This is a genomic window from Streptomyces sp. NPDC110618 (assembly GCF_055657065.1).
Genome location: NZ_JBVKBN010000004.1, coordinates 411,800 through 437,392 on the forward strand (window position 1 = coordinate 411,800; position 25,593 = coordinate 437,392).

The following is a 25,593-nucleotide window of genomic DNA, read 5'->3' on the forward strand; positions in this document are numbered from 1 at the left end:
CTCAAGGGTTCCAGACAGCGCCGACAATTGGCCAACCCGGTCCGGTACCTGTGGACAACCGTGGGCGACCGCCTGTGGACAACTTCGCCCGGCCGCTCCCGGGACGTCGTCCCGACCGCTCCCGGGCCGTCATCAGAGCCGTCGGAGCACTACGCTCGTGACCCATGAGCGACAGGCACATCAGTCAGCACTTCGAGACGCTCGCCATTCACGCGGGCAACACGGCCGACCCCCTCACCGGCGCGGTCGTCCCGCCCATCTACCAGGTCTCCACCTACAAGCAGGACGGCGTCGGCGGCCTGCGCGGCGGCTACGAGTACAGCCGTAGCGCCAACCCCACCAGGACCGCCCTGGAGGAGAACCTCGCCGCCCTGGAGGGCGGCCGTCGAGGTCTCGCGTTCGCGTCCGGACTGGCGGCCGAGGACTGCCTGCTGCGTACGCTGCTCAGCCCCGGCGACCACGTGGTCATCCCCAATGACGCCTACGGCGGCACCTTCCGCCTCTTCGCCAAGGTCGTCGCACGCTGGGGCGTGGAGTGGTCGGTCGCCGACACCAGCGACCCGGCCGCCGTACGGGCCGCGATCACCCCGAAGACCAAGGCCGTGTGGGTGGAGACCCCCTCCAACCCGCTGCTCGGCATCACCGACATCGCCGCCGTCGCGCAGATCGCCCGGGACGCGGGCGCGCGCCTCGTCGTCGACAACACCTTCGCGACGCCCTACCTCCAGCAGCCGCTGTCGCTCGGCGCCGATGTCGTGGTGCACTCCCTGACCAAGTACATGGGCGGCCACTCCGACGTGGTCGGCGGCGCCCTGATCGTCGCCGACGAGGGCCTCGGCGAGGAGCTGGCCTTCCACCAGAACGCGATGGGCGCGGTCGCCGGGCCCTTCGACTCCTGGCTGGTGCTGCGCGGCACCAAGACGCTGAGCGTGCGCATGGACCGGCACAGCGAGAACGCCACCAAGGTCGCCGACATGCTCTCGCGGCACGCGCGCGTGACGAAGGTGCTCTATCCGGGCCTGCCCGAGCACCCCGGGCACGAGGTCGCCGCCAAGCAGATGAAGGCGTTCGGCGGCATGGTCTCCTTCCAGGTGGCCGGTGGCGAGGAGGCGGCCGTCGAGGTCTGCAACCGCGCCAAGGTGTTCACGCTCGGCGAGTCCCTCGGCGGTGTCGAGTCGCTGATCGAGCACCCGGGCCGCATGACGCACGCCTCGGCCGCCGGTTCGGCCCTGGAGGTCCCCGCCGACCTGGTCCGGCTGTCCGTCGGCATCGAGAACGTGGAGGACCTCCTGGAGGACCTCCAGCAGGCGCTCGGCTAGGCGCCCTCGATCACCATCCGGTGAGCGGTGGAGTCACCTCCGACGGTGGCTCCACCCACGGGCGCACGGTCAGCGACCACACCGTGAACGCCACCGCCGCGGCGAACAGCAGCAGCCACAGCAGCCGCAGGGCGATCCTCCGGCGGCGCAGCAGCCGGCCGCCGCGCCGTACGGCCCGCGCGCACAGGTCGGGCGGTACGACGGGCGGGGTGCGCTCCATGATCCGCCGGGCGGCGTTCTCGCGTTCCGAACGGTTCATGGCGTCGCCGTCCTCGCCCGGACGACCGCCGGTGCGGGCCTGCGCCGCGGGTGCAGCAGGCTGGCCGTGGCCCGGTCGCAGATCGTCCGCACCCGTTCGACGGGCAGGCCGAGCAGGGCCGCCGTCTGTTCCTCGGCGACCCCTTCGAACAGCCTGAGGACCAGGATCAGACGCTCCTGCGGGCCGAGGGCGGCCAGGGGGCTGTCGGGGTGCGGGCGGGAGCGGCCGAGGGCGCCGTACTGGTGCCACATTCCCCGCGCGTAGCGCGTGGCCAGATGCTGACGGGCGTCGTCGTAGGGGTCCTCGCCGCGCAGCCGGTCCCAGCCCGCGTAGGTGTGGGCGAGGGCGTGGGTGAGCAGGCGCCGGGCGCGCGGATTGCCGGCCGGCGACTCCGCCGTGAGCAGCGTGGCGGTGTGCAGCAGCCGGCCTGCGGCGCCCGCGACGAACGCCTCGAACTCCCGGGCCCGGCGCGCGTCCTGGGCCACCAGCCGTTCTCGCACCGCGCCTCCCGCCTGAGGGCGACCCCCTGAGTCGACGGATCCCGGCCACGTACGGGCGTACGAACAGGACCCGGTTTCATATGAGGCCCAGGGGTGGCCCGGGGTCAAGAGCCGGGCGGCACGCGCGTGTGCGGACCCGGTTCGCTCAGGAGGCCGACGAGGCGGGGGCGGCCTCCGCGGCGGGCAGGCCGTGGGCGGCCATGCGGTCGGAGAGCGCGGTGTTGAAGCGCGTCAGGAGCGTGCAGAACGCCTCGCGCTCCTCCGGCGCCCAGTCGTGGGTCAGCTCGGCCATGAGCTGACGCCGGGAGGAGCGCACCTCCTCCAGACGGGCCTGCCCGCGCGGGGAGAGCTGGAGCACCACCGCGCGCCCGTCCTCGGGGTGCGAGGTGCGCTTGACGAGCCCGGTGTCGACGAGCGGAGCCACCTGCCGGGTGACCGTGGAGGAGTCGATGCCCATGCTCGCCGCGAGCGCCTTGACCCCCATGGGGCCTTCCTTGTCGAGGCGGTTGAGCAGCAGATATGCGGCGCGGTCCATGGAGTTGCGCACCTGCCCGACCCCGCCGAGCCGGGTCTGTTCGGCACGGCGGGCGAACACCGCCACCTCGTGCTGGAGGGTGTCGAGGAGACCGGTGTCACCGACGGTCGACATGTCCATCGACATTTCAGGTGTTGTGGGCATGGCCGGGGGCTCACTTCATGAAAGGGGTGCTTGGGTTGGGGGACAGGGTACGCGGCCGGGGCGCGGGCCGTACCGGCGCTGCGCAAACCCGTCTCGGAGGTTGGTCACACCGGCGGGTACCGGCGTGAACTGCGAGACTTGGGCCATGAGCTACCGCAAGGCCGAGCTGATGCCGCCGGTCACGCTCGACGACGTGCGCGGCGCCCAGAAGATGCTGACGGGCGTGGCGCGGGTGACGGCGATGGAGGGCAGCAGGCACCTGTCCCAACTGGTGGGCGCCCCCGTGCACCTCAAGTGCGAGAACCTCCAGCGGACCGGCTCGTTCAAGCTGCGCGGCGCCTATGTGCGGATCTCCGGGCTGCTGCCGGAGGAGCGGGCGGCCGGGGTCGTGGCGGCGAGCGCCGGCAACCACGCGCAGGGCGTGGCCTTGGCCTCGGCGCTGCTTGGGGTCCGCTCGACGGTGTTCATGCCCAAGGGGGCCCCGCTGCCGAAGATCAGCGCGACCCAGGAGTACGGCGCCGAGGTGCGCCTGCACGGCCAGGTGGTCGACGAGACGCTGGCCGCCGCGCAGGAGTACGCGGCCGAGACCGGCGCGGTGTTCATCCACCCCTTCGACCACCCCGACATCATCGCGGGCCAGGGCACGGTGGGCCTGGAGATCCTGGAGCAGTGCCCGGAGGTGCGCACGATCGTCGTCGGTGTGGGCGGCGGCGGCCTCGCGGCCGGGATCGCGGTGGCGGTGAAGGCGCTCAGGCCCGATGTGCGGATCGTGGGGGTGCAGGCGGCGGGGGCGGCGGCGTACCCGCCCTCGCTCAGGGCGGGGCATCCGGTGTCGGTGTCCAACCCGGCGACGATGGCGGACGGCATCAAGGTGGGGCGGCCCGGTGACGTGCCGTTCCGGATCATCGGCGAGCTGCTGGACGAGGTCCGCACGGTTTCCGAGGACGAGCTGTCCACCGCCTTGCTCCTGTGTCTGGAACGGGCGAAGCTGGTCGTCGAACCGGCCGGGGCGAGCCCGGTCGCGGCGCTGCTGAGCGATCCCGGCGCCTTCGAGGGCCCGGTGGTCGCGGTGCTCTCCGGGGGCAATGTGGACCCGGTGCTGATGCAGCGGGTGCTGCGGCACGGCATGGCGGCACAGGGCCGCTACCTGGCCGTACGGCTGCGGCTGACGGACCGTCCCGGCGCCCTGGCGACGCTGCTCGGGGTCCTGTCGGCGGTGGACGCCAATGTCCTGGACGTGAGTCATGTACGCACCGACCCGCGGCTCGGGCTCACCGAGGCGGAGGTCGAACTACACCTGGAGACGAAGGGCCCGGCGCACTGCGCCGAGGTCGGCCAGGCCCTGCGCGAGGCCGGGTACACGGTCATGGACTGACCAGGGCCTGCGCGAGGCCCGGGTACACCGTCAGGGACTGCGGCGGGCGAGCCCGCGTTCACTCCTTCGAGTAACTGCATTGTGAGACGCGATACATCGCGTTATGGTGTGTCTCGAAGCCAGTGCTTCGACGAGACAGTGCTGTGAAGACCGTGCTGTGAAGGCGGCGCTGTGAGGACAGTGATCCGAAGACAGTGCTGCGAAGAATCCCCGACGACGTGGAGACTCATATGCCAGGCGCCATCCATGCCGAAGGCCTGGTGAAGACCTTCGGAGAGGTAAAGGCACTCGACGGTGTCGACCTCGACGTGCCCGAAGGCACCGTCCTCGGCCTGCTCGGGCCGAACGGAGCGGGCAAGACCACCACGGTCCGCTGCCTGACCACCCTGCTGCGCCCCGACAGCGGCAAGGCGATCGTCGCCGGCATCGACGTGCTCAAGCACCCCGACGCCGTACGCCGCTCCATCGGCCTGTCCGGCCAGTTCGCCGCCGTCGACGAATACCTCACCGGCCGCGAGAACCTGCAGATGGTCGGCCAGCTCTACCAGATGAGGGCGAAGGCCGCGAAGGCCCGCGCGGAGGAACTGCTGGAGCAGTTCGACCTCGCCGACGCCGCCGACCGCCCCACCAAGACCTACTCCGGCGGTATGCGCCGCCGCCTCGACCTCGCCGCGGCCCTGGTCGTCTCGCCGCCCGTGATGTTCATGGACGAGCCGACCACCGGACTCGACCCGCGCAACCGGCAACTCCTCTGGGACGTGATCAAGCGGCTCGTCTCCGGCGGCACCACCCTGCTGCTGACCACGCAGTACCTGGAGGAGGCCGACCACCTCGCCCACGACATCGTGGTCGTCGACCACGGCCATGTCATCGCCCAGGGCACCTCCGACCAGCTCAAGGCCCGCACCGGCGGCGAGCGCGTGGAGGTCGTGGTGCACGAGCGCGAGCACATCCGCACCGCCTCCGAAGTGCTGCGCGGCTTCGGCAAGGGCGAGACCACCGTTGAGGAGCACATGCGCAAGCTCACGGTCCCGGTGACCGGCGGCGCCAAGCTGCTCGCCGAGGTCATCCGCGAGCTGGACGCCCGCGGCATCGAGATCGACGACATCGGCCTGCGCCGACCCACCCTCGACGACGTCTTCCTCTCCCTGACCGGCCATGCGGCCGAGGCAGGGGACAACGACACCGAGAAGGAGGCAGCCAAGTGACCGCCGCCACCGACGCCGTCCCGGTGACGGCCCCCGCCCACCCCCTGGTCCAGTCCTTCCGGGACTCCCTGGTCGTGGCCAAGCGGAACCTGATCCGCATGTCCAGACTCCCGGACATGATCATCTTCGGGCTGATCCAGCCCATCATGTTCGTGGTGCTGTTCAGCTATGTCTTCGGCGGCTCCATGAACATCGGCGGCAGCACCAGCCCCAGCGTCTACCGCGAGTTCCTGATGGCCGGCATCTTCGCGCAGACCGTCACCTTCTCCACCGCGGGCGCCGGGGCGGGCATCGCCGACGACATGCACAAGGGCCTCATCGACCGCTTCCGTTCCCTGCCCATGGCCCGCGGCGCGGTGCTCACCGGGAGGACCCTCGCCGATTCGGTGCAGACCGCGCTCACCTTGTTCGTGCTGGCCCTGGTCGCTCTGCTGGTCGGCTGGCGCACCCACACCAGCTTCGGCGAGGTGCTCGCCGGCTTCGGCCTGCTGCTCCTGCTCGGCTACGCCTTCACCTGGGTCGGCGCCCTCATCGGCCTGTCCGTGCGCACCCCCGAGGCGGCCACCTCGGGCGGACTGGTCTGGCTGTTCCCGGTCACGTTCATCTCGAACGCGTTCGTGGACTCCAGCCGGATGACCCCCTGGCTCCAGCACGTCGCCGACTGGAACCCGTTCAGCGCCACCGTCCAGGCCTGCCGCGAGCTCTTCGGCAACCCCGGGGTCTCCACCTCGGACGCCTGGCCCATGCAGCACCCGGTCTGGGCGTCACTGATCTACTCGGTCCTCATCGTGGCGGTCTTCCGCACGCTGGCGGTCCGCAAGTACCGCTCCGCCTCGGTGTGACGGCCCCGGGCATCCCCCGGGCACCCCGGGAACTCCGGGCGCCCCCGGGCATGACGAAGCCCCGGCGCCGCACCGGCGCCGGGGCTTGGTCGTAGGCGTACGGACGGCCTCAGCCGCTGTACGGCTCGGCCTTCAGGATGCGCACCGAGGCCTTCTTGCCGTTCGGCAGCTCGTACTCCGCGTCCTCGCCGACCTTGTGGCCGATCACACCGGCACCCAGCGGGGACTGCGGCGAGTAGGTCTCGATCTCGGAGCTCGCGTACTCGCGCGAGGCGAGCAGGAAGGTCAGGGTGTCGTCCTCGTCGCCGTCGAAGGCGATCGTCACGACCATGCCCGGCGCGACCTCGCCCTCCGCAGACGTCGGCGCCTCGCCGACCTTCGCGTTCTCCAGGAGCTGGGTCAGCTGGCGCACACGGAGTTCCTGCTTGCCCTGCTCCTCCTTGGCCGCGTGGTACCCGCCGTTCTCACGCAGGTCCCCCTCCTCGCGCGCGGCCGCGATCTTGGCGGCGATCTCCGTGCGCGCAGGACCAGTAAGGTACTCAAGCTCCTCCTTGAGCTTGTTGTACGCCTCCTGGGTAAGCCAGGTGACGGACTCGCTGGTCTGGGTCACAGGTGCTCCTCGTCGGTACTGGGAATACAAAGCATCGCCCTACCAGAAGAATGTTCCCTCCCGGATGGGCGAAACCACGAGCCTAACAATTGGATGGCCGAAGGGGGAGGACATAAGCCACCAGAATTACGTCAACGCAGGTCAGCGCGTAAGTATTGCGAGCGAACCCGGTCGCGTCCGCCGCCCGCGCCTCAGTCCGCGTGACAGCCGAGCAGCTCCGCCGTCGTCCCGCGCGCCGTTGTACGCAGCGTGACGACCTCGTCGATCCGGGTCTCGTCCCCGTCGAAGCGGAAGTCCGCCCGGCCCACCTCGGCGCCGCTCTCCGACTGCGACCGGATCGTGCAGTAGCCGGAGGCCCCGGAGTCCTTGCGGACCTCCAGATGCACCTTGACCGCGCGGTCGGTGAAGTCGTACTTGATGACCTCGGCGCTGATTTTGTTCTGGCCGACGTAGTAGTAGGCGAAGTAGCCCATGAGCGCCAGCAGCAGGGCCCCGAACACGGCGCCGGCGACCTTCAGCCGCCGGTCGGCGCGCTCGTCCGAGGAACGGCCGTAGCGGCCCTCGGGCGGTCGCGTGCTCGCCGTGGTCATGATCGTCCTCTCGCGGGGCCGGGCCCCGGAATTATTCGGCCCCCGATTCGGTCACTATAGAAGCCGCCGTATGCGCCTCACGCACGGGGGGCGCCGACCGACGAGGATTGAGTCTTGACTGACCAGCTGCGACTGATGGCCGTCCACGCCCACCCCGACGACGAGTCGAGCAAGGGCGCGGCCACCATGGCGAAGTACGTGTCCGAGGGGGTGGACGTGCTGGTCGTGACCTGCACGGGCGGGGAGCGCGGCTCCATCCTGAACCCCAAACTCCAGGGCGACAAGTACATCGAGGAGCACATCCACGAGGTACGCAAGAAAGAGATGGACGAGGCCCGCGAGATCCTCGGGGTCAAGCAGGAGTGGCTCGGCTTCGTCGACTCCGGCCTGCCCGAGGGCGACCCGCTGCCCCCGCTCCCGGAGGGCTGCTTCGCCCTGGAGGACGTCGACAAGGCGGCCGGGGAACTGGTGCGCAAGATCCGCTCCTTCCGTCCCCAGGTGATCACCACCTACGACGAGAACGGCGGCTACCCGCACCCCGACCACATCATGACCCACAAGATCTCGATGGTGGCCTTCGAGGGCGCGGCGGACACCGAGAAGTACCCCGAGGGCGAGTACGGCCCCGCCTTCCAGCCGCTGAAGCTCTACTACAACCAGGGCTTCAACCGCCCCCGCACCGAGGCCCTGCACCAGGCCATGCTCGACCGGGGCCTGGAGTCCCCCTACGGGGAGTGGCTCAAGCGCTGGGACGAGTTCGAGCGGGCCGAGCGCACCCTGACCACGCACATCCCCTGCGCCGACTTCTTCGAGATCCGCGACAAGGCCCTGATCGCGCACGCCACCCAGATCGACCCCGACGGCGGCTGGTTCCGGGTGCCGATGGAGGTCCAGAAGGAGGTCTGGCCGACGGAGGAGTACGAGCTGGCGAAGTCCCTCGTCGATACCTCCCTCCCCGAGGACGACCTCTTCGCGGGCGTTAGGGACAATGCCTGACATGAGCGCAAGCGCAAGCCTGGCAATGACCCAGCTGGCCACCCTCGCCCAGGAGGTCGACGAGGACAAGGTCACCCCTGGTGTCCTCGGGTTCATCGTCTTCGCGGTGATGGCCCTCGCCGTCTGGGGCCTGATGAAGTCGATGAACAAGCACATGGGCAAGGTGGCCTTCACCGAGGCCGAGGCCGAGCCCAAGGCCGAGGCCGAACCCAAGGCCGAGGCCGCCTCCGCCCCCGCGGCCGACGCCGACAAGGGCTGACCCCGCCCGGCTTCACCGCGCGTGCTCGGCCAGTGACAGCAGCAGGTGTGCCGACTCCGGCCGTACGTGGTCGGAGTGGGCGCCGGACCAGCCGCTGCGGCAGACGTACACGTCGGAGGCGTCCACGCTGACGAACCGGTGGTCGAGCTCCTCGCGCGGATACGGCTCGCCCGGATCGCGGAGACCGGCGCGGGCGCGGTGCCGATGCCCGCGTGCCCGATCCCGGTGCGCTTCTCCGCCCACTGGTGCAGGGGGCCGGTCGCGCGGTCCGCCTCGGCGTAGGTCGCCACGACGGGGCCGTGCAGCGGTGCCTCGTCGAGCGTCGCGAAGAGGGTCGCGAAGGCGTCGCGTGGCGCCGCCATCTGGAACAGCAGCATCGAGTCCGCCGTGAACGGCCGGTCCGGCGGCCGCGGCATGCTCCACCCCAGGGTGTCCGGCCCCTCGGCCGCCCACCCCACGGCCTCGCACAGCACCCGGCACCCGAAGGAGTGCCCGACCAGGTGCAGGTACTGCCCGTCACGGGTGCCGAGCACGGGCGGCGCCGCGGGATCGCCGCGCCGGGCGTCCACGTATCCCAGGAGCTTGCCCAGGACTCGCCCCGCGTGCCCGTCTCTGCTCAGCGCGTGCGCCCGGTCCCGCATCTTGCGGTACTCGCCCATGCTGCGCCGCTTGCCCGACGGCCAGCACAGCAGCACCGTCCACGGACGCCACTCCACAAGCCCCGGGTACGAGCCATGCGCGTACCGCTCGGCGGCGTGCGCCAGCAGCCCGTCCACCATCGCGCGGGCGTCCTCGGGCGGGGTGCGCCAGCCGTGCGCGTAGACGACCAGGTCGGTGGCCCACTCGGGGGGCGTCAGCTCCTCGGCGAAGTGGTCGAGGAGCCGGTCGGCGGGGACGGGGCGCAGTCCGGTGGCGGTCTCCTCCAGGAGACGGCCGTCTTCGCCGAGGTGGACGGTGTGCACGGGGTTGCTCATACAGCGGCCTCCGCCGGGTCCGCCCTCTCCAGGCGGGTGTCCATGCCGTGGTGGAGGGCGTAGGCGAGGCCGAGGGGGTTGCGCAGTTCGTCGGCGAAGTAGCGGGCGAGGGCGTGCGCGATCTCGCCGGCCGTGCCGGCGCCGCCGAGGTAGCGGGTCAGGAACTCCAGCGCGTACTCGGCGGCGAACGCCTGCGGCATCTCGATCTGCGGGCCCAGCACGCCACGGGCGCCGGCCTCGATCAGCGCGCCGCTGAGAAACGTGTGGTCACCGCCGCCCTCGGGGATCCCGGCGTGGCAGGCGTTGAGTACGACGAAGGGTTGAAAGGGGCTCTCGGTGCCGAAGCGGCGTCTGCGGTCCCTGACGGTCTGCGCGTCGATGGTCTTGTTGTCGGTGAGCCTCAGGGCGAGGGAGGCGGGCTGGGAGCCGTTGGGGACGAAGTGGCCGTGGCACCAGAAGTACATCAGCTGTTCGCAGAGGTCGCGGCGGGCGAGGGCGTCGGCCAGTTCGCGGTAGGTGGTGCGCTCGGCGAAGCGGGTGCCCTTGGCGAGTACGGCGGTTACGTCGGCGGCCCGGGTACGGCCCTTGCGGTCGAGGCGGGTGTCGTGGTTGAGGCTGACAGCGGGGACGTCGGGGGCGTTCTGCAGGCCGGTGAGCCAGGGGTAGGGGCCGCCGGTCTGTTCGATCTGGTGGCGGTGGCCGAGGAAGCGGTGGAAGAGGGCGTTCAGGCCGGGGCCGAGGCTCCCCTTCTGCTCCAGGCACACCATCGGCCACGGCACATGCAGGTCGGAGTCGAATCGGACCCGAAGGTTCTCACTGCTGCCCAGCGCCCCGGTGAGGTAGTCGCGGAAGCGCACGACACGCTCGTCGGCGGCGCCCAGCAGCGTGCCGTACAACAACTCCGAGCCGGCCAGCGCGAGTTCGTGGACGATGTCGTAGACCTCGGCGAGCGGCCGGGAACGCAGGTCCAGCAGGGTCGCGTACGAGTTCTCGGGGTCGTCCGGGGGCTGGTGGTCGACGAAGTGCTCCTTCCACATGCGGCACAGCCGGGCGGCCGCCAGGCGTACGTCGGCGGGGCGCACCGGAAGGTCGGCCCGGTGCTCGGTGCCGTGCAGCGAGGGCACGGCGGGGCCGTAGAGCCGGGCCCGGATGCGGTCCTCGCCCAGGCTGTCCAGGCAGACGGTCACGTCCGGGCCGCGGGTCAGGCGGTCGGGGAGCGTGGTGAAGCCGCGGCTGGGGTCCTGGACGACGTGCACACGGAGTTCGGTGGGCATGGGGCTCGCTACCGTCCGCGCGGAGTCACGGCGTGCGGCGCGGCGTGGCTGCCCTGGTGGTCGGTGTCGAGGATGTCGATCTCTGTTTCCACTTGCTGGAGGACCGTTCCGGTGCGTTCGAGGGCGATGGTGAACCGGAGGCGATGGGTTCCGGTGCGGTGCGGGACGAAGTCGAACTCCGCGCCGTGTTCCTCCTGTTCGGAGGGGCGCAGGAGGGCGGAGGCCGGTTCGAGGGTGGCGTGGGTGAGGGGGAGGGCGGTGGCGGTCAGCCAGGGGGTGGCTCGGGGGTCCGAGGCCCAGGGGTGTCCGGGTTCCGGGGCGACGCGGAGGAGGAGGCGGGCGGTGGTGTCGGCGGTGGGGGACTCGTCGAGGAGGGTGATGCGGACGCGGCAGCCGGCGGAGGTGTCCGACTGGCCGTCGATGAGGATCAGGTCGCGGGCGTGGGGTGGGATGGGAGTGGGTTCACCGGCTTCGTGGTTCGCCAGGAACTGCCGCACGTCCTCACTCGTGTTCGGGTGGTTCGCGGACGCCGTCCGGTCGTTGGCGCGGGCGATGCTGACGGCTTCGGCCCAGGACCGGCCGTTCGTGTCGTTCAGCGACTCGAAGACCGACCACGCGACGGCCAGGTACGACTGCGACAGCGCGCGGCCGGGGGCGCGGGCCGCGATCTCCAGAGCTGTCCAGGCCCTTCCGTATGCGCAGCCGAGTTCGGTGAACGACCAGTAGGTGTCCAGCCAATGGGCGTTGTGGGCTCGGTCCGCCTCAAATGCCAGTGCCTGTCGGTGCCGGGTCCAGGCGAGGCCCAACGCGTCCTGGCACTCGGTGAACCATTTCAGGGCCTCCCCCCACTCCGCCTCCGCGTTGGCGTATTCGCCCGCGCCTTCGCATGCGCGCCCCATCCAGAGGTGGGCCCAGCCCATCCCACGGACGTCCTCGCGGACCAGGTGGGCCGCGAGGACGAGCCGGTCCCGGTCGGGTGCGGCCGGGTTGTCGCGGTGCTGGGCGCGGAGCCGGAGCCATTCGGTCGCCACCCAGTTCTGTGCGCGGACGTCACCAAGTGCCTCCGCCGCTTCCGCTGCCTGCCGGAGCCGGTGCGCAGCCTCGTGGTCGTGCCCCTGCAACAGGCTCACCCGGGCCAGGTGCAACAACGCCCAGCCGCTGCCGCGTCGGCAGTCGAACGCCCGGTGCAGGTCGACGGAGAACCGCAGATGGCGCTCGGCCTCCAGCACATGACCCTGGTCGCACAGGACGGCTCCGCGGATCAGGAGGGCCCATGCGGTGTGGATGTCCTCCGTCTCGAACGGTTCACCGAGGGCGTCCAGGGCGGAGTCCAGGTGACCGGTCGCGTGATGGTTGGCCGCCCTCTCGAAGTCGGCGTCCGCCGAGGTGTCGCCGTGGATCAGGGACTGTGCCACGTCCGGCAGGCCCACCTCCCTCGCGAGGGCGCACAGGGCCCGGCGTACGGCACGGTTCTTCGGGGACCGGCGCAGCAGTGCCACGAGGCGGTGGGCGTCCCCGAGGAAAGCGAGGATCGTCGCCAGCGCGCTGATGAGCCGCTTCTCCAGGTGCCTTTCCCGCAGTCGGCGCGTCTCGGCCAGCAGCTGCATGAACTCGTCGATGTGCGGGACGAGTTCCCGAGGAAGGGACGGGACCAGCCCCTCAGCCTCCATGAACCTCAAGCCGTGTAACAGGCCCGCCGACTCTTCAAGGGGCTGAACGGCGGCTCTGGCCAGCTCCAAGGTCACGTCCTTGGGCGTTGTCACAAGAACGAAGGGATGGCTCAGCACCGTCCCGCGGACCCGCTCCGACAGCACGAACAGGTCCTCGGACTCGTGCACCCGCCGTACCAGCCCCAGCCGCAACAGTCCCGCCATCGCGTCGCGCCGGTTCGACGGCCGGATGGTCAAGGTGGTGAAGGGCGCGCGGGAGCGCCTTGAGACGAGGAACTCCAGGAGGATTCGCTCCTGGGTGGAAAGCTGATCCAGAGAGTGTCGCAAGCGCGACTCCGGCTCCTCGGAGTCGCGCTCTTGGGCGGGCGGCCGCACCGAGCGCTGCAGATCGACGTCCCGCCACCCGTGCTCGTGGCGCGAGGTGACGATCACCCTCAGCCGGGAGCAGTCCCGCAGCACCTTCAGCACGGGCCGCGCGACGGCCGGGCTCACGTCGTCCAGCACGACGACCCGTTCACCGACGAACTGCTTGCACTGCTGCCGCAGTTGCCGGTCGAACCTGCGGTCCGGGGCCAGGGCCGCCCGGATGACGTCCCGGCGCGGAGCCCCGCACTCCGCCAAGAGCCGCAGCAAGATCCCCCGGGCGTCCACCGATGCGCCACCGAGGGAGAGCCAGTGCACCGGGAGCGGGCCGCTGCTCGACGGCCCCCACGCCTCGCGGGCGTACCGCCGTGCCACCTCCGCCGCCAGGGTGGACTTCCCGGCGCCGGGCGGCCCGTGCAGGACGATCACGAAGGGGCGTAGGACCGCGCCCGGGGGCAGGATGCTCAGGACCTTACGGAGGCCGTCGGCCTCCCCGTCGACCGCCCCGAAATCCGGCACCGGCGAAGGCCCCCGCAACTCAACCGCCACTCGACCTCCCCGCCACCGTCACCGCCACGCCCATCACCTCCCGGGCATGCCGGCTCGGCACCATCCTCAGGCGCCAAGCCTGCCAGCCCGCCTCCAGGTTCACGCCCCGTTCCAGCAAGAGGCGGTAGGCGCTGACGTACTCCTCCAGTTTTTCGTCCCGGGCCGCGTGGCCGTCGCGGGAGAGCTGGGCGAGTTCCTCCTGGGCGACCGCCGTGCCGACCTCCACGCCGCCCGGGGCCGCGTACGGGAGCAGGGTGCAGCGCAGGAAGCGGGCCCAGTCCTCGCCGCGGCGGTCGCCGTAGGAGGTGAACAGGGCCGCCGCCTCGTCGCAGAGGGAGAGGGCCTGCTGGGTGCGGGCGTTGCCGGCGTCGACCACCGCCAGTTCCAGGCAGGTCCATGCCTCGCCGTGTGCGACACCGATGCGCTGGAAGTCGGCGCGGGCGTCGACCAGGAGCTGGCGGGCGAAGCCGGAGTTGCGCAGCGAGCCGGTCTGGGCGGCGCGCAGGTCACGCGTGGCCCGCGCCGAGTGGTGGCGGGCGCAGGCCAGGCCGTAGACGTCGCGCATCCGGGAGAACATCGTGCGGGACCGCTCCAGTTCGCGGACCGCCTGGTCCAGGTCGCCGGTCTCCTCCAGGGCCTGGCCCAGGTAGTACAGGGTCCAGGCCTCGCCCCGCGCGTCCTCGTTCTCGCGGTGGCGGGCAGCCGCCCCGCGCAGGCCCTCCACCGCCGGGGACGGGTCGCCGTCGACCAGGCGGGCGCGGGCCAGCTGGGTCAGCGCCCACGCCTCGCCGCGGGCGTCGCGGGTGCGGCCGTACAGGTCGAGGGCGTCGCGCAGTTCGCGTTCGGCGCGCGGTACGTCGCCCATCCGCAGGGCGAGCTGGCCGAGCTGGAAGTGGGCCCAGGCCTCGCCGTGCACGGACTCGCCCGCGCGGTGCAGTTCCAGGGAGCGGGTGAGCAGGTCCAGGGCCTCGGAGAGGTGGGCGCGGTCGCGTTCGACGGCCGCCAGGGCGTGCATCGTCCACGCGCGGTCGGTGGCGAGCTGCGGGGCCGCCTGCAGGTCCAGGGCCTCCCTGAGCTTTCTCGCCGCCTCCGTCAGCTGGCCCTGGTGGTGCAGGGTGATGCCCAGCGAGCACAGCGCGCGGGCCGCGCCCGCGTCCTGATGGGCCTCCATGTACAGGTCGACCACCGAGGCGAGCGTCGTACGCGCCTTGTCCAGCTCGCCGAGCTGACGGGCCGCGATACCGGTGCGCCACTGCACCGAGCGCATCAGCAGGCCCTGGTCCACGGCCTGGGCCAGGTCGCTGATCTCGCCCAGCCGGTACAGATCGCCGCGCAGCAGGCAGTAGTCGCACAGCGCGCCGAGCAGCTCCAGCACCGCCGACTGGTTGACGCCCTCGGCGTGCCGCAGTGCCGAGGTGATGAAGCTGGACTCGTCGTCCAGCCAGCGCAGCGCCTCGTCCAGGGAGGTGAAGCCGTGCGGGCTGAACCGGTCGGAGCGGGTCGACATGTTGCCGTCGACCAGGCGCAGCACCGAGTCGGCGAGGTCGGCGTAGTTGACGATCAGCCGCTCCTGCGCGGCGGCGCGCTCGGCCTGCTCCTCCTCGTCCAGCAGGCGGGCGTGGGCGAAGGCGCGGACCAGGTCGTGCAGCCGGTAGCGGCTGCCGCGCACGTGGTCGATCAGCCCCGCCTCGGCGAGGGCCCGCAGGTGCCGGGCCGCCTCCGTCTCGTCCGTCGCCAGCAGAGCCGCCGCCGCTGCCACGCCCAGCGAGGCCCGTCCGGCCAGCGCGAGGCGGCGCAACAGGCGCCGGGCGGGCTCGGACTGGTCGGTGTAGCGCAGCCACAGCACCCGCTCCACCGGTCCCACCGGGCCGTACGCGCCGAGGTCGGAGGCCAGACGCCGGGGTGAGCGCGGGCCGAGGGAGGAGCCCGCGATACGCAGGGCCAGCGGCAGCCCGCCGCACAGCTCGCGGATGCCGTCGGCGGCCTCGGCGTCGTACGGGCCGGAGGCGTCCTGGGCGACGGCGCCGAGCAGTTCCTCCGCACCCGCCTCGTCGAGCGGCTGCACGGCCAGGTGGTGCACCCAGGCGGCGCGGTCCTCGGGCAGGGCGAGGGGATCGCGCGCGGTGACCAGGACCAGGCTGTCGGAGCGCTCCGGGAGCAGGGTGCGCACCTGCTCCGGGTCGGAGGCGTCGTCGAGGATCACCGTGACCGGCAGCCCGGTCAGATGCTGGTGGTACAGCTCGCCGAGCCGTTTGACCTGCTGGTCGGGGGCGGTGCGCTCACGGAACAGGAGCTGTTCGCGCGGGGCACCGAGCCGGTTCAGCAGATGCAGCAGGGCGTCCCGGGTGGACAGCGGCGGCTCGTCCCCGCTGCCGCCGCGCAGGTCCACCACACAGGCGCCGCGGAACTGGTCCTTCAGATCGTGGGCCGCCCGCACCGCCAGCGCCGAACGGCCACTGCCGGGCGCCCCGTGCAGCACCACCACCGTCGGCCGGGTCTCGGTGCTGGCCCGCGCCGCCTGCACCCACTGCCGGATCCGCGCCAGCTCCTGCCGCCGCCCAGCGAACACCCCCGCCGGTTCCGGCAGTTGGGCCAGGGACTGCTCCAGCACGGTCCGTCTGCGCGCCGCCGCGCTCTTGTCGGTGCCGCGCAACGAGGGGGCCTGCGCGGCCGTGGACGCGCTCAGCACGCGCTGCTGGTCCAGGAAGGGCCGGATGCCCCGTACCTCCAGCGCGGTCAGCCAGGACAGCCGAAGCTGCTCGGGGCCGCCCGGCTGCCCTGCCGCCCCGGCCTGGTGGTGCGCGGCGGGCAGATGCGCCCCGGCCACCTTCACCACGGTCGCCACCGCGCCGGCCGCGCCGACCGTCGCGCCCGCCGCCAGCGCCGTACCCGTCCCCGTGCCCAGCACCAGGTCGGCGACCGCGGCCGTGATCCCGGCGACGCCCGCCACCAGCAGCGGAGTCGTGCCGCCCTCACGCGCGTACCGCTGCCCGAAGGTCAGCCGGCCGGCCTCCGTCTCGTCCAGCGCGCGGGTGTACGCCTCGTACTCCTCCGCCGCCGTCTGCGCCATCGCGTCCAGAGCGCCCCGCGCCCGGGACAGCAGCACATTCCCGTCGACGCGCCCGCCGGAGCGCCGCACCTCTTCCTCCACGGCCCGGGCCAACAGCCTCTCGGCCTCTGCCCGATGGCTGTCCCGCATATCAGGTCCCCCTCCGGCGGCAACGGCTTTCTTGGTCAAGTGTGCTGCCCAGGGAGCGCCGTGGGGAGGGGGCCGGGGGAGAGGGGAGGGGGGAGATCCCGTGGGTCCGCCCGGGTGCCGCGGTGTCGGGGCGCGAGGGCACCGGCCGGTGCGCGAGGATGGGTTCATGCCGAACCGACTGGCGCACGAGACGTCCCCGTACCTCCTTCAGCACGCCGACAACCCCGTCGACTGGTGGCCCTGGTCGGAAGCGGCCTTCGCGGAGGCGCGACGTCGGGGCGTCCCCGTACACCTGAGCGTCGGCTATTCGAGCTGCCACTGGTGCCATGTCCTGGCAAAGGAGTCCTTCGAGGACCAAGAGACCGCCGCCTACCTCAACGACCACTTCGTCAACGTCAAGGTCGACCGGGAGGAGCGGCCCGACGTGGACGCCGTCTACATGGAGGCCGTGCAGGCCGCCACGGGGCAGGGCGGCTGGCCGATGACCGTGTTCCTCACGCCCGACGCCGAGCCCTTCTCCTTCGGGACCTACTTCCCGCCCGAGCCCCGGCACGGCATGCCGTCCTTCCGGCAGGTGCTGGAGAGGGTGCGGCAGGCCTGGGACGGGCGGCGGGACGAGGTCGCCGAGGTGGCCGGGAAGATCGTGCGGGATCTGTCGCAGCGGGAGATCTCCTTCGGGGACTCCAAGGCGCCCGGCGAGGAGGAGCTGGCGGGGGCGCTGCTCGGGCTGACGCGGGAGTACGACCCGCGGCGCGGCGGGTTCGGGGGCGCGCCGAAGTTCCCGCCGTCCATGGTGATCGAGTTCCTGTTGCGCCACCACGCCCGCACCGGGTCCGAGGGCGCCCTGCAGATGGCCGCCGACACCTGTGAGCGGATGGCCCGGGGCGGTATCTACGACCAGCTCGGCGGCGGCTTCGCGCGGTACTCCGTGGACCGCGACTGGACCGTGCCGCACTTCGAGAAGATGCTCTACGACAACGCGCTGCTGTGCCGGGTCTACGCCCACCTGTGGCGTTCCACCGGCTCCGAGCTCGCCCGCCGGGTCGCGCTGGAGACCGCCGACTTCATGGTCCGCGAACTGCGCACCGCCGAGGGCGGGTTCGCCTCCGCGCTGGACGCGGACAGCGACGACGGCACCGGGAAGCACGTCGAGGGCGCCTACTACGTGTGGACCCCGGAGCAGTTGCGTGACGTTCTCGGAGAGGACGACGCCGAACTCGCCGCGCAGTACTTCGGGGTGACCGAGGAGGGGACCTTCGAGGAGGGCGCCTCGGTGCTGCAACTCCCGCAGCACGAAGGGGTCTTCGATGCCGGGCGCATCGCCTCCGTGCGGGAGCGGCTGCTCGCCGCCCGGGGTGCGCGGCCCGCTCCCGGCCGGGACGACAAGGTCGTCGCCGCCTGGAACGGGCTCGCGATCGCCGCGCTGGCCGAGACCGGCGCCTACTTCGAGCGGCCCGACCTGGTCGAGGCCGCGGTGTGCGCCGCCGATCTGCTCGTACGGGTGCATCTGGACGAGCAGGCCAGGATCGCCCGTACCAGCAAGGACGGCAGGGTCGGGGCGAACTCCGGGGTGCTGGAGGACTACGCCGATGTCGCCGAGGGGTTCCTGGCGCTGGCGTCCGTCACCGGCGAGGGCGTGTGGCTGGAGTTCGCCGGGTTCCTGCTCGACCATGTGCTCGCGCGGTTCGTGGACGAGGAGTCGGGCGCGCTGTACGACACCGCCGTCGACGCCGAGCGGCTGATCCGCCGGCCGCAGGACCCGACCGACAACGCCGCCCCGTCCGGCTGGACCGCTGCCGCGAACGCCCTGCTGAGCTATGCCGCGCAGACCGGCGCCGAGCCCCATCGCACCGCCGCCGAACGGGCGTTGGGCGTGGTGAAGGCGCTCGGGCCGCGGGTGCCGCGGTTCATCGGCTGGGGGCTGGCGGCGGCCGAGGCGCGCCTCGACGGGCCGCGGGAAGTCGCCGTTGTGGGGCCGTCGTTGGACGATCCGGCCACCCAAACCCTGCATCGCACCGCCCTGTTGGGTACCGCGCCCGGTGCCGTGGTCGCCGCCGGGACTCCCGACAGCGACGAACTGCCCCTGCTCGCGGGGCGGCCTCTTGTCGACGGTGAACCGGCCGCGTACGTCTGCCGTAACTTCACGTGTGACGCCCCGACGACCGATCCGGAGCGGCTGCGTTCGGCGCTGAGTGGCTGAGAAGCGTCACTGACCGGCTGAAAGGTGCTTGGCGGGAACGGTCAAGGGCGTTCTCGCGCTGCCCAAATTGGGCATGTGTTCGGTTAGATCCCGCTAGGCGCCGCACCGTTCCGAAACAAGCTATTTATCGGAACAGCTCTCACGCTTCACAGTTCCCCCCTAGTCTCTGCACTGGAGCGACGGCTGCAACTCGCCGTTGCGACAGGGGGATTTGGGGATCTGGGGGGATCTTTTGCTCACGTCTGTCTTCATCGCTGTCGTCTCACTGGCCCTGTTCTGGATGGCGGCGTTCACCTTGTGGTGGCAGATGCACGCCTGGCGCACGCCCGAGGTGCTCGCCTCCACACGGTTCAGCAGACCGGACGGCGGCGAGCATCTGTCGTTCTCGCTGCTGCTGCCGGCGCGGCACGAACAGGCCGTGCTCGACCACACCATCCAGCGGCTGCTGGAGTCGAGCCACACCGACTTCGAGATCATCGTCATCGTCGGCCACGACGACCCGGAGACCACCGAGGTCGCCGAACGGGCCGCCGCCCGCGACCCGCGGGTGCGCGTCGTCGTCGACACCCACGAGAAGAAGAACAAGCCGAAGGCCATGAACACGGCGCTGCCGCACTGCCGCGGCGACGTCGTCGGGGTCTTCGACGCCGAGGACCAGGTCCACCCGGAGCTGCTCGCCCACGTCGACCACGCCTTCCGCTCCACCGGCGCCGACGTCGTCCAGGGCGGCGTGCAGCTGATCAACTTCCACTCCAGCTGGTACAGCCTGCGCAACTGCCTGGAGTACTTCTTCTGGTTCCGCTCCCGGCTGCACCTGCACGCGCAGAAGGGGTTCATCCCGCTCGGCGGCAACACCGTCTTCGTCCGCACCGACGTACTGCGCGAGGCGGACGGCTGGGACCCCGACTGCCTCGCCGAGGACTGCGACCTGGGTGTGCGACTGTCCAGCGTCGGCAAGAAGGTCGTCGTCGCCTACGACTCCGACATGGTGACCAAGGAGGAGACCCCCGGCTCCCTGATGTCGCTGCTCAAGCAGCGCACCCGCTGGAACCAGGGCTTCCTCCAGGTCTACCGGAAGAAGGACTGGAAGCAACTGCCCACCTTCGGCCAGCGGTTGCTCGCCCGCTACACCCTCACCACCCCGTTCCTGCAGGCGTTCACCGGCCTGATCATCCCGCTCAACGTGGCCATCGCGCTCTTCCTCGACGTGCCGGTGTCCATCGCCTTCATCACCTTCCTGCCGGCCGTCACCGCGCTCGTCACCTTCGTCTTCGAGGTGGTCGGGCTGCACGACTTCGGCAAGCAGTACGGACTGCGTGTCCGCTTCGTGCACTACCTGAAGCTCATCGTCGGCGGTCCCTTCTACCAGGTGCTCCTCGCGGGCGCCGCGATCCGCGCCGTCTGGCGCGAGCAGCGCGGCCGCAACGACTGGGAGCTGACCACCCATGTCGGCGCACACCTGAACCAGACCGACGCGATCCGAGAGGACGTCCCCGCGTGACCTCCACCCTGGACGCGGTGACCGGCGAGGTCACCGCGCAGCGGAAGCCTGCGCCCAAAACCGGTCCGAACGAACCGGCGGCCCCGCCGAAGCGGCTGCGCGCCTCCCGCCCCGACCTCATCCTGTGCGGTGTGCTGCTCGCGGCGATCCTCGTCGTACAGGGCTGGAACATCGCCGACTACCCCACCCTCAGCGACGACGAGGGCACCTATCTCGCCCAGGCCTGGGCGGTCCAGGAGGGCAGGGGCCTCGCCCACTACACCTACTGGTACGACCACCCGCCGTTCGGCTGGATGCAGATAGCCCTGCTCACCTGGATACCGTCGCTGATCAGCCCCGAGTCGATGACCGTGGGCACCATGCGGGCCGCGATGCTGGTGGTCAGCGGCATCAGCGCGGTGCTGGTGTACGTGCTCGGCCGCCGCCTCGCGCTGCCCCGCTGGGCCGCCGCCCTCGGCATGGTCCTCTTCGGGCTCTCCCCGCTCTCCGTGGTCCTCCAGCGGGAGATCTTCCTCGACAACCTCGCCGTGATGTGGACGCTGCTGGCGTTCACCCTCGCCGCCTCCCCGAGCCGCCACCTCTGGCACCACTTCGGCGCGGGCATCGCCGCCGCGACCGCGGTGCTCACCAAGGAGACGATGCTCTTCGTCCTCCCGGCCGTGCTCATCACCATGTGGCGGCACAGCCACCGCGACACCCGCAAGTTCGCGGTCACCGGAGCCATCACCGCCTGCGCCCTGATCGGCCTGTCGTACCCGCTCTTCGCCCTGCTGAAGGGCGAGTTGTTCCCCGGCAGCGGCCACGTCTCGCTGTGGGACGGCATCAAGTACCAGATGACCAGGCCCGGTTCGGGCTTCATCCTGGACGACGGCTCCGGCTCCAACGGCGTCCTGGACTCCTGGCTCTACTACGACCGGGTCCTGCCGCTCGGCGGACTCGCGGGCGCCCTCCTGCTGCTCGCCACCTGGCGCTGGTCGGTCACCGCCCGCGCGCTCGCCGGACCCTGCGCCGCGGTCGCCATCCTCGCCCTGGTCGCGATGCGGCCCACCGGCTACCTGCCCGCGATGTACATCATCCAGGCGCTGCCCTTCCTCGCCCTGGTCCTCGCCGGCGGCACCGCCTCCGTCGCCCACGCCGTCCTGCGCAAGGGCAGACTCCACCCGGCCGGCCGCTACACGCTCGCCGCCGTCCTCGCGCTCGGCGCGGGCGCCTACGTCGTACCCCGCTGGTACGACGGCGCCCGCACCGCCGTCACCGCCGACGCCAACGCCCCCTACCGGGAGGCGTCGAAGTGGCTCAGCACCGAGGTGGAACAGCCCGAGAAGACCCGCGTCCTCGTCGACGACGCGCTCTGGCTGGACCTGGTGCACGCCGGGTACCGGCCCGGCAACGGCGTCATCTGGTTCTACAAGGCCGACCTCGACCCGGCCGTCACCAAGACCATGCCGAACGGCTGGAAGGACATCGACTACGTCGTCGCCTCCCCGACCGTACGGCGCGACGCGGTCGACCTGCCCAACGTGAAGGCGGCCATGGAGCACTCCAAGCCCGTCGCCGTCTTCGGCGAGGGCCCGGACCGCATCGAGATCCGGCAGATCCAAGCCGCGGGAGGCAAACGATGAGCCAGGAGTACACCACCCCCGTACCGGATCTGGCGGCCTCCGAGGTACCGGAGCCGGGCGCCGTCACCATCGTGGTGCCGACCTTCAACGAGTCGGCCAACATCCGCGAACTGCTGCACCAGATCACCGAGTCGGTGCCCGCGCGGCTGCCCTGCGAGGTCGTGTTCGTCGACGACTCCACCGACGACACCCCCGAGGTGATCAAACAGGCCGCGCAGGACTGCCCGTTCCCGGTGGCCGTCATCCACCGGGACGAGCCGGTCGGCGGGCTCGGCGGCGCCGTCGTGGAGGGGCTGAAGGCGGCCACCTCCGACTGGATCGTCGTCATGGACGGCGACTGCCAGCATCCGCCGTCCCTGGTACCGGAGTTGGTCGCCACCGGTGAGCGCACCAACGCCGGGCTCGTGGTCGCCTCCCGGTACATCAAGGGCGGCAGCCGGGCCGGGCTCGCCGGGAGCTACCGGATCGCCGTCTCGCGCGGGGCGACCTGGCTCACCAAGATGCTCTTCCCGCGCCGCCTGCACGGCATCAGCGACCCGATGAGCGGCTTCTTCGCCATCCGCCGGCAGGCCGTCACCGCCGATGTCCTCAAGCCGCTCGGCTACAAGATCCTCCTGGAACTCGCCGTCCGCAGCCGCCCCCGCCAGGTCGCCGAGGTCCCCTTCGTCTTCCAGGACCGCTTCGCCGGGGAGTCCAAGTCCACCGCGCAGGAGGGCCTGCGCTTCCTCAGGCACCTGGTCGGGCTGCGCACCGCCACCCCGGCCGCCCGCATGGTCGGCTTCGGGCTGATCGGCGCCTCCGGGTTCGTGCCGAACCTGCTCGCCCTGTGGATCCTGACCGGCCTCGGCATGCACTACCTGCCCGCCGAGATCGTCGCCAACCAGTTCGGCGTGGCCTGGAACTTCCTGCTCATCGAGCAACTGCTGTTCCGTGACCGGCGACTGCACCGGCGCTGGTGGGACCGCGCCGGGCGGTTCGCGCTGCTCGCCAACGCCGACCTGGTGCTGCGCATCCCGCTGATCGCGCTGTTCGTCCGCGAGTTCGGCATGGGGGCGCTCACCGCCACCTCCGTCGCCCTGGTCACCACGTTCGTCCTGCGCTTCGCAGCCACCGAGGCGCTGGTCTACCTGCCCCGCAGGAAGTCCGGCGGGGAGCAGCACAGGAGCCGTACAGCAAGGAGCACCGCATGAGACACCGACGGAGAACAGCCCTGCTAGCGGTGGGAACCCTCACCGTTGGGCTTCTCCTGACCACACCTCAGTCCGCCTCCGCCGCCAACCTGATCAAGAACCCCGGTTTCGAGACCGCCGGCAGCGGCGACATGCCGTACTGCTGGTCCAAGTCCGGCTGGGGCGACAACGACTTCACCTTCGAGACCGTCTCCGACGCGCACACCGGCTCCAAGGCGATGAAGGTCGAGCTGACCCGCCGTGCCGAGGGCGACCGCAAGGCGCTGATCACCGAGTCGACCGACTGCGCGCCGGTGGTGACGCCGGGCAAGCAGTACGACCTCGGCCTCTGGTACAAGACCACCACCCCGGACGCCAACATCACCCTGTTCCGGCACGACACCACCGCCGGGTGGCAGTACTGGACGGACCTGAAGACGCTGGAGATGGCCGGGACCTGGACCGAGGCCACGGTCCGCACCCCGGAGATCCCGCCGGGCACCGACCGGATCAGCTGGGGTGTGTCGGTGTACGGCACCGGCTCGGCGACCACCGACGACTACACGATGGAGCAGGTCCCCGACGTCACCCCGCCGCCGGACTGCACCGGCACCCCGCAGGAGTGCGAGGACGGGCGCTGGGACGTGCTGCCGGTGCAGAACCCGGTGCGCTCCATGCACTCCGTCGTGCTGCACAACGGCAAGGTGCTGCTGATCGCCGGCTCCGGCAACAGCGAGGAGATGTTCGAGGCGGGCACCTTCACCTCCGCGGTGTACAACCCGGCCAACGGCTCCTACAAGATCATCCCCACCCCGAAGGACATGTTCTGCGCCGGGCACGTCCAGCTGCAGGACGGGCGGGTGCTGGTGATGAGCGGCAACAAGGGCTACCCGTCGGCGGACGGCACGATCGGCTACCAGGGGTTCAAGGACTCGTACATCTTCGACCCCGAGACCGAGACGTACTCCAAGACCAACGACATGAACGACGGGCACTGGTACCCGTCGGCGACGATCCTCGGCAACGGTGACGTGATCTCCTTCGGCGGGCTGAAGGAGGACTCCACCGGTTCGGTGACCGCGGAGCTGTGGTCGGACGCCGAGCAGAAGTGGCTGGAGCTGTGGAAGGTCAACCAGACCTGGTCGTACTGGGGGCTGTACCCGTCCATGATCCTCATGCAGGACGGCCGGCTCTTCTACTCCGGCAGCCATGTCTTCGGCAACAACATCCCGGGCACCGGGTCGGCGATCTACGACTACGAGGCCAACACCGTCACGCAGGTGCCGGGACTGCAGCGCAAGGACGAGCGCGACCAGTCGGCGAGCGTGCTGCTGCCCCCGGCGCAGGACCAGAAGGTGCTGACCCTCGGCGGCGGCAACATCGACTCCAACCCGGACGGCAACCGGCTGACCGACATCATCGACCTCAAGCAGCCCAACCCGTCGTACGTGGCCGGTCCGCCGATCCCGCAGGGCACGGTCGACCTCGGCAACGGTCCGGTGCCGCAGACCGGTGACCAGGGCAAGATGTACGTCTCCGCGGTGCTGCTGCCGGACGGCAAGGTGCTGGAGACCGGCGGCGCGCTGCACAACCGGGCCGATCCGGTCTTCGAGACGTCGATCTTCGACCCGGCGACGGAGACCTTCGACCAGGTGGCCGCCGACCCCGAGGCCCGGGGCTACCACTCCTCGGCGTTCCTGCTGCCCGACGGCCGGGTCATGACGACCGGCGACAACCCGGGCAACGGCTCCTGGAACCACAACGTGTCGATCTACACCCCGCCCTACCTGCTCAAGGGTGAGCGGCCGACGATCACCTCGGTGATCGACACCGAGTGGAACTACGGCGACACCCAGCGGATCACGGTGGACCGGCCGATCGCCAAGGCGGAGCTGATCCGTCCGGCGGCGGTGACGCACTCCTCCGACCCGAACCAGCGGTTCGTGGACCTGCCGCTGTCGGTGGACGGCAACAACGTCGACCTCAATGTGACGAGCAACCCCAACCTGGCGCCGCCCGGCTGGTACATGCTCTTCGCGGTCGACGCCAACGGCGTCCCCTCGATCGCCAAGTGGGTCCACCTGTCCGGTCCGGCGGCGATGAACGCGACGGAGGCCTCGGCCCACGTCCACGACTTCGCGAGCGACCTGTCCGGCAAGGTCACCGGCCCCGGCAAGAAGCGCAAGGCGCAGAAGGTCAGCCCGGCCGTCTCCGGCTGCGACCGCCACTACGGCACGGCCAACGTCTGCGTCCCGACGGACTTCCCGCCGACGGTGAAGGCGACGACGAAGGCCCGCTGCGACTGGCTGAAGAAGAACGACTACGGCCGGCTGAAGCTCAACGGCAAGGACGACCCGCTGAAGCTCGACCGGAACCGGGACGGGATCGCCTGCGGAAAGGGTGATGTGAAGAAGAAGGCCGGGCGGTGACCGGGT

Annotated in this window: 20 protein-coding genes; 11 read left to right on the forward strand and 9 right to left on the reverse strand. The window is 71.1% G+C overall.

The features are described from left to right. The first annotated feature begins 164 nt into the window (after window positions 1–164). Complete coding sequence (locus ACZ7L7_RS10740) at window positions 165–1,319, forward strand: cystathionine gamma-synthase (RefSeq protein WP_093724285.1); 1,155 nt, start codon at window positions 165–167, stop codon at window positions 1,317–1,319. A 10-nt stretch (window positions 1,320–1,329) separates the two neighbouring features. On the opposite strand, the gene ACZ7L7_RS10745 is transcribed toward ACZ7L7_RS10740, so the two are convergent. The 3 genes from ACZ7L7_RS10745 to ACZ7L7_RS10755 all read right to left on the reverse strand — a co-directional run bounded on the left by ACZ7L7_RS10745 (window position 1,330) and on the right by ACZ7L7_RS10755 (window position 2,739). Next, a complete protein-coding gene (locus tag ACZ7L7_RS10745) occupies window positions 1,330–1,578 on the reverse strand; it encodes a hypothetical protein (protein ID WP_285510413.1) in 249 nt (82 codons plus the stop codon). Further along, window positions 1,575–2,078, reverse strand: a complete 504-nt coding sequence (locus tag ACZ7L7_RS10750; protein WP_472075562.1) for a sigma factor-like helix-turn-helix DNA-binding protein — start codon at window positions 2,076–2,078, stop codon at window positions 1,575–1,577. The genes ACZ7L7_RS10745 and ACZ7L7_RS10750 overlap by 4 nt, the downstream gene beginning before the upstream one ends. Window positions 2,079–2,223: 145 nt before the next feature. Further along, the gene (locus ACZ7L7_RS10755) at window positions 2,224–2,739 is read right to left on the reverse strand and encodes a MarR family winged helix-turn-helix transcriptional regulator (protein ID WP_176712045.1); all 516 of its coding nucleotides are present in this window, start codon (window positions 2,737–2,739) and stop codon (window positions 2,224–2,226) included. A gap of 163 nt (window positions 2,740–2,902) precedes the next feature. On the opposite strand from ACZ7L7_RS10755, the gene ilvA reads away from it, so the two are divergent. From ilvA to ACZ7L7_RS10770, 3 genes are all read left to right on the forward strand, one after another. Next, complete coding sequence (gene ilvA / locus ACZ7L7_RS10760; protein ID WP_453604040.1) at window positions 2,903–4,132, forward strand: threonine ammonia-lyase; 1,230 nt, start codon at window positions 2,903–2,905, stop codon at window positions 4,130–4,132. Between the two features lie 230 nt (window positions 4,133–4,362). Further along, window positions 4,363–5,340: an ATP-binding cassette domain-containing protein gene (locus tag ACZ7L7_RS10765; RefSeq protein ID WP_453604042.1), complete on the forward strand. Its 978-nt coding sequence runs from the start codon at window positions 4,363–4,365 to the stop codon at window positions 5,338–5,340. Next, entirely contained in the window at window positions 5,337–6,182 is an 846-nt protein-coding gene (locus tag ACZ7L7_RS10770; protein ID WP_285510408.1) for an ABC transporter permease, read from the forward strand. The genes ACZ7L7_RS10765 and ACZ7L7_RS10770 overlap by 4 nt, the downstream gene beginning before the upstream one ends. A 109-nt stretch (window positions 6,183–6,291) precedes the next feature. On the opposite strand, the gene greA is transcribed toward ACZ7L7_RS10770, so the two are convergent. Next, window positions 6,292–6,792, reverse strand: a complete 501-nt coding sequence (greA, locus tag ACZ7L7_RS10775; protein WP_285510407.1) for a transcription elongation factor GreA — start codon at window positions 6,790–6,792, stop codon at window positions 6,292–6,294. Window positions 6,793–6,983: 191 nt separating this feature from the next. Then, complete coding sequence (locus tag ACZ7L7_RS10780) at window positions 6,984–7,382, reverse strand: DUF4307 domain-containing protein (protein ID WP_453604045.1); 399 nt, start codon at window positions 7,380–7,382, stop codon at window positions 6,984–6,986. A 114-nt stretch (window positions 7,383–7,496) separates the two neighbouring features. Here ACZ7L7_RS10780 and mca point away from each other — a divergent pair, with 114 nt between their 5' ends. Together mca and ACZ7L7_RS10790 are read left to right on the forward strand one after the other, a co-directional pair. Continuing rightward, window positions 7,497–8,378, forward strand: coding sequence for a mycothiol conjugate amidase Mca (mca, locus tag ACZ7L7_RS10785; RefSeq protein ID WP_285510405.1), 882 nt, complete (start codon window positions 7,497–7,499; stop codon window positions 8,376–8,378). After that, the gene (locus ACZ7L7_RS10790) at window positions 8,371–8,637 is read left to right on the forward strand and encodes a hypothetical protein (protein ID WP_472075565.1); all 267 of its coding nucleotides are present in this window, start codon (window positions 8,371–8,373) and stop codon (window positions 8,635–8,637) included. Before mca ends, ACZ7L7_RS10790 begins: the two co-directional genes overlap by 8 nt. A gap of 12 nt (window positions 8,638–8,649) precedes the next feature. Here the strand turns inward: ACZ7L7_RS10790 and ACZ7L7_RS10795 are convergent, their stop codons facing one another. From ACZ7L7_RS10795 to ACZ7L7_RS10810, 4 genes are all read right to left on the reverse strand, one after another. Then, the gene (locus tag ACZ7L7_RS10795) at window positions 8,650–8,880 is read right to left on the reverse strand and encodes a hypothetical protein (RefSeq protein WP_472075567.1); all 231 of its coding nucleotides are present in this window, start codon (window positions 8,878–8,880) and stop codon (window positions 8,650–8,652) included. A 727-nt stretch (window positions 8,881–9,607) separates the two neighbouring features. Next, window positions 9,608–10,885, reverse strand: coding sequence for a CHAT domain-containing protein (locus tag ACZ7L7_RS10800; protein WP_285510402.1), 1,278 nt, complete (start codon window positions 10,883–10,885; stop codon window positions 9,608–9,610). A gap of 8 nt (window positions 10,886–10,893) precedes the next feature. Beyond that, window positions 10,894–13,437 carry an AAA family ATPase gene (locus tag ACZ7L7_RS10805; protein WP_472075569.1) on the reverse strand — a complete coding sequence of 848 codons (2,544 nt, stop codon included), beginning with the start codon at window positions 13,435–13,437 and terminating at the stop codon, window positions 10,894–10,896. Between the two features lie 19 nt (window positions 13,438–13,456). Then, on the reverse strand, window positions 13,457–16,666 hold the full coding sequence (locus ACZ7L7_RS10810; RefSeq protein ID WP_472075571.1) for a tetratricopeptide repeat protein: 3,210 nt from the start codon (window positions 16,664–16,666) through the stop codon (window positions 13,457–13,459). 166 nt (window positions 16,667–16,832) lie between these two features. On the opposite strand from ACZ7L7_RS10810, the gene ACZ7L7_RS10815 reads away from it, so the two are divergent. From ACZ7L7_RS10815 to ACZ7L7_RS10835, 5 genes are all read left to right on the forward strand, one after another. Further along, window positions 16,833–18,866: a thioredoxin domain-containing protein gene (locus tag ACZ7L7_RS10815; RefSeq protein ID WP_285510399.1), complete on the forward strand. Its 2,034-nt coding sequence runs from the start codon at window positions 16,833–16,835 to the stop codon at window positions 18,864–18,866. A gap of 232 nt (window positions 18,867–19,098) precedes the next feature. Continuing rightward, window positions 19,099–20,367, forward strand: coding sequence for a glycosyltransferase (locus ACZ7L7_RS10820; protein ID WP_093724595.1), 1,269 nt, complete (start codon window positions 19,099–19,101; stop codon window positions 20,365–20,367). Continuing rightward, window positions 20,364–21,989 (forward strand): ArnT family glycosyltransferase, encoded by a 1,626-nt coding sequence (locus ACZ7L7_RS10825; protein ID WP_471592749.1) that lies wholly within the window; start codon window positions 20,364–20,366, stop codon window positions 21,987–21,989. The genes ACZ7L7_RS10820 and ACZ7L7_RS10825 overlap by 4 nt, the downstream gene beginning before the upstream one ends. Next, window positions 21,986–23,179: a glycosyltransferase gene (locus ACZ7L7_RS10830; RefSeq protein ID WP_285510397.1), complete on the forward strand. Its 1,194-nt coding sequence runs from the start codon at window positions 21,986–21,988 to the stop codon at window positions 23,177–23,179. Before ACZ7L7_RS10825 ends, ACZ7L7_RS10830 begins: the two co-directional genes overlap by 4 nt. Then, the gene (locus ACZ7L7_RS10835; protein WP_471592750.1) at window positions 23,176–25,587 is read left to right on the forward strand and encodes a galactose oxidase-like domain-containing protein; all 2,412 of its coding nucleotides are present in this window, start codon (window positions 23,176–23,178) and stop codon (window positions 25,585–25,587) included. The genes ACZ7L7_RS10830 and ACZ7L7_RS10835 overlap by 4 nt, the downstream gene beginning before the upstream one ends. Window positions 25,588–25,593 lie beyond the last annotated feature (6 nt).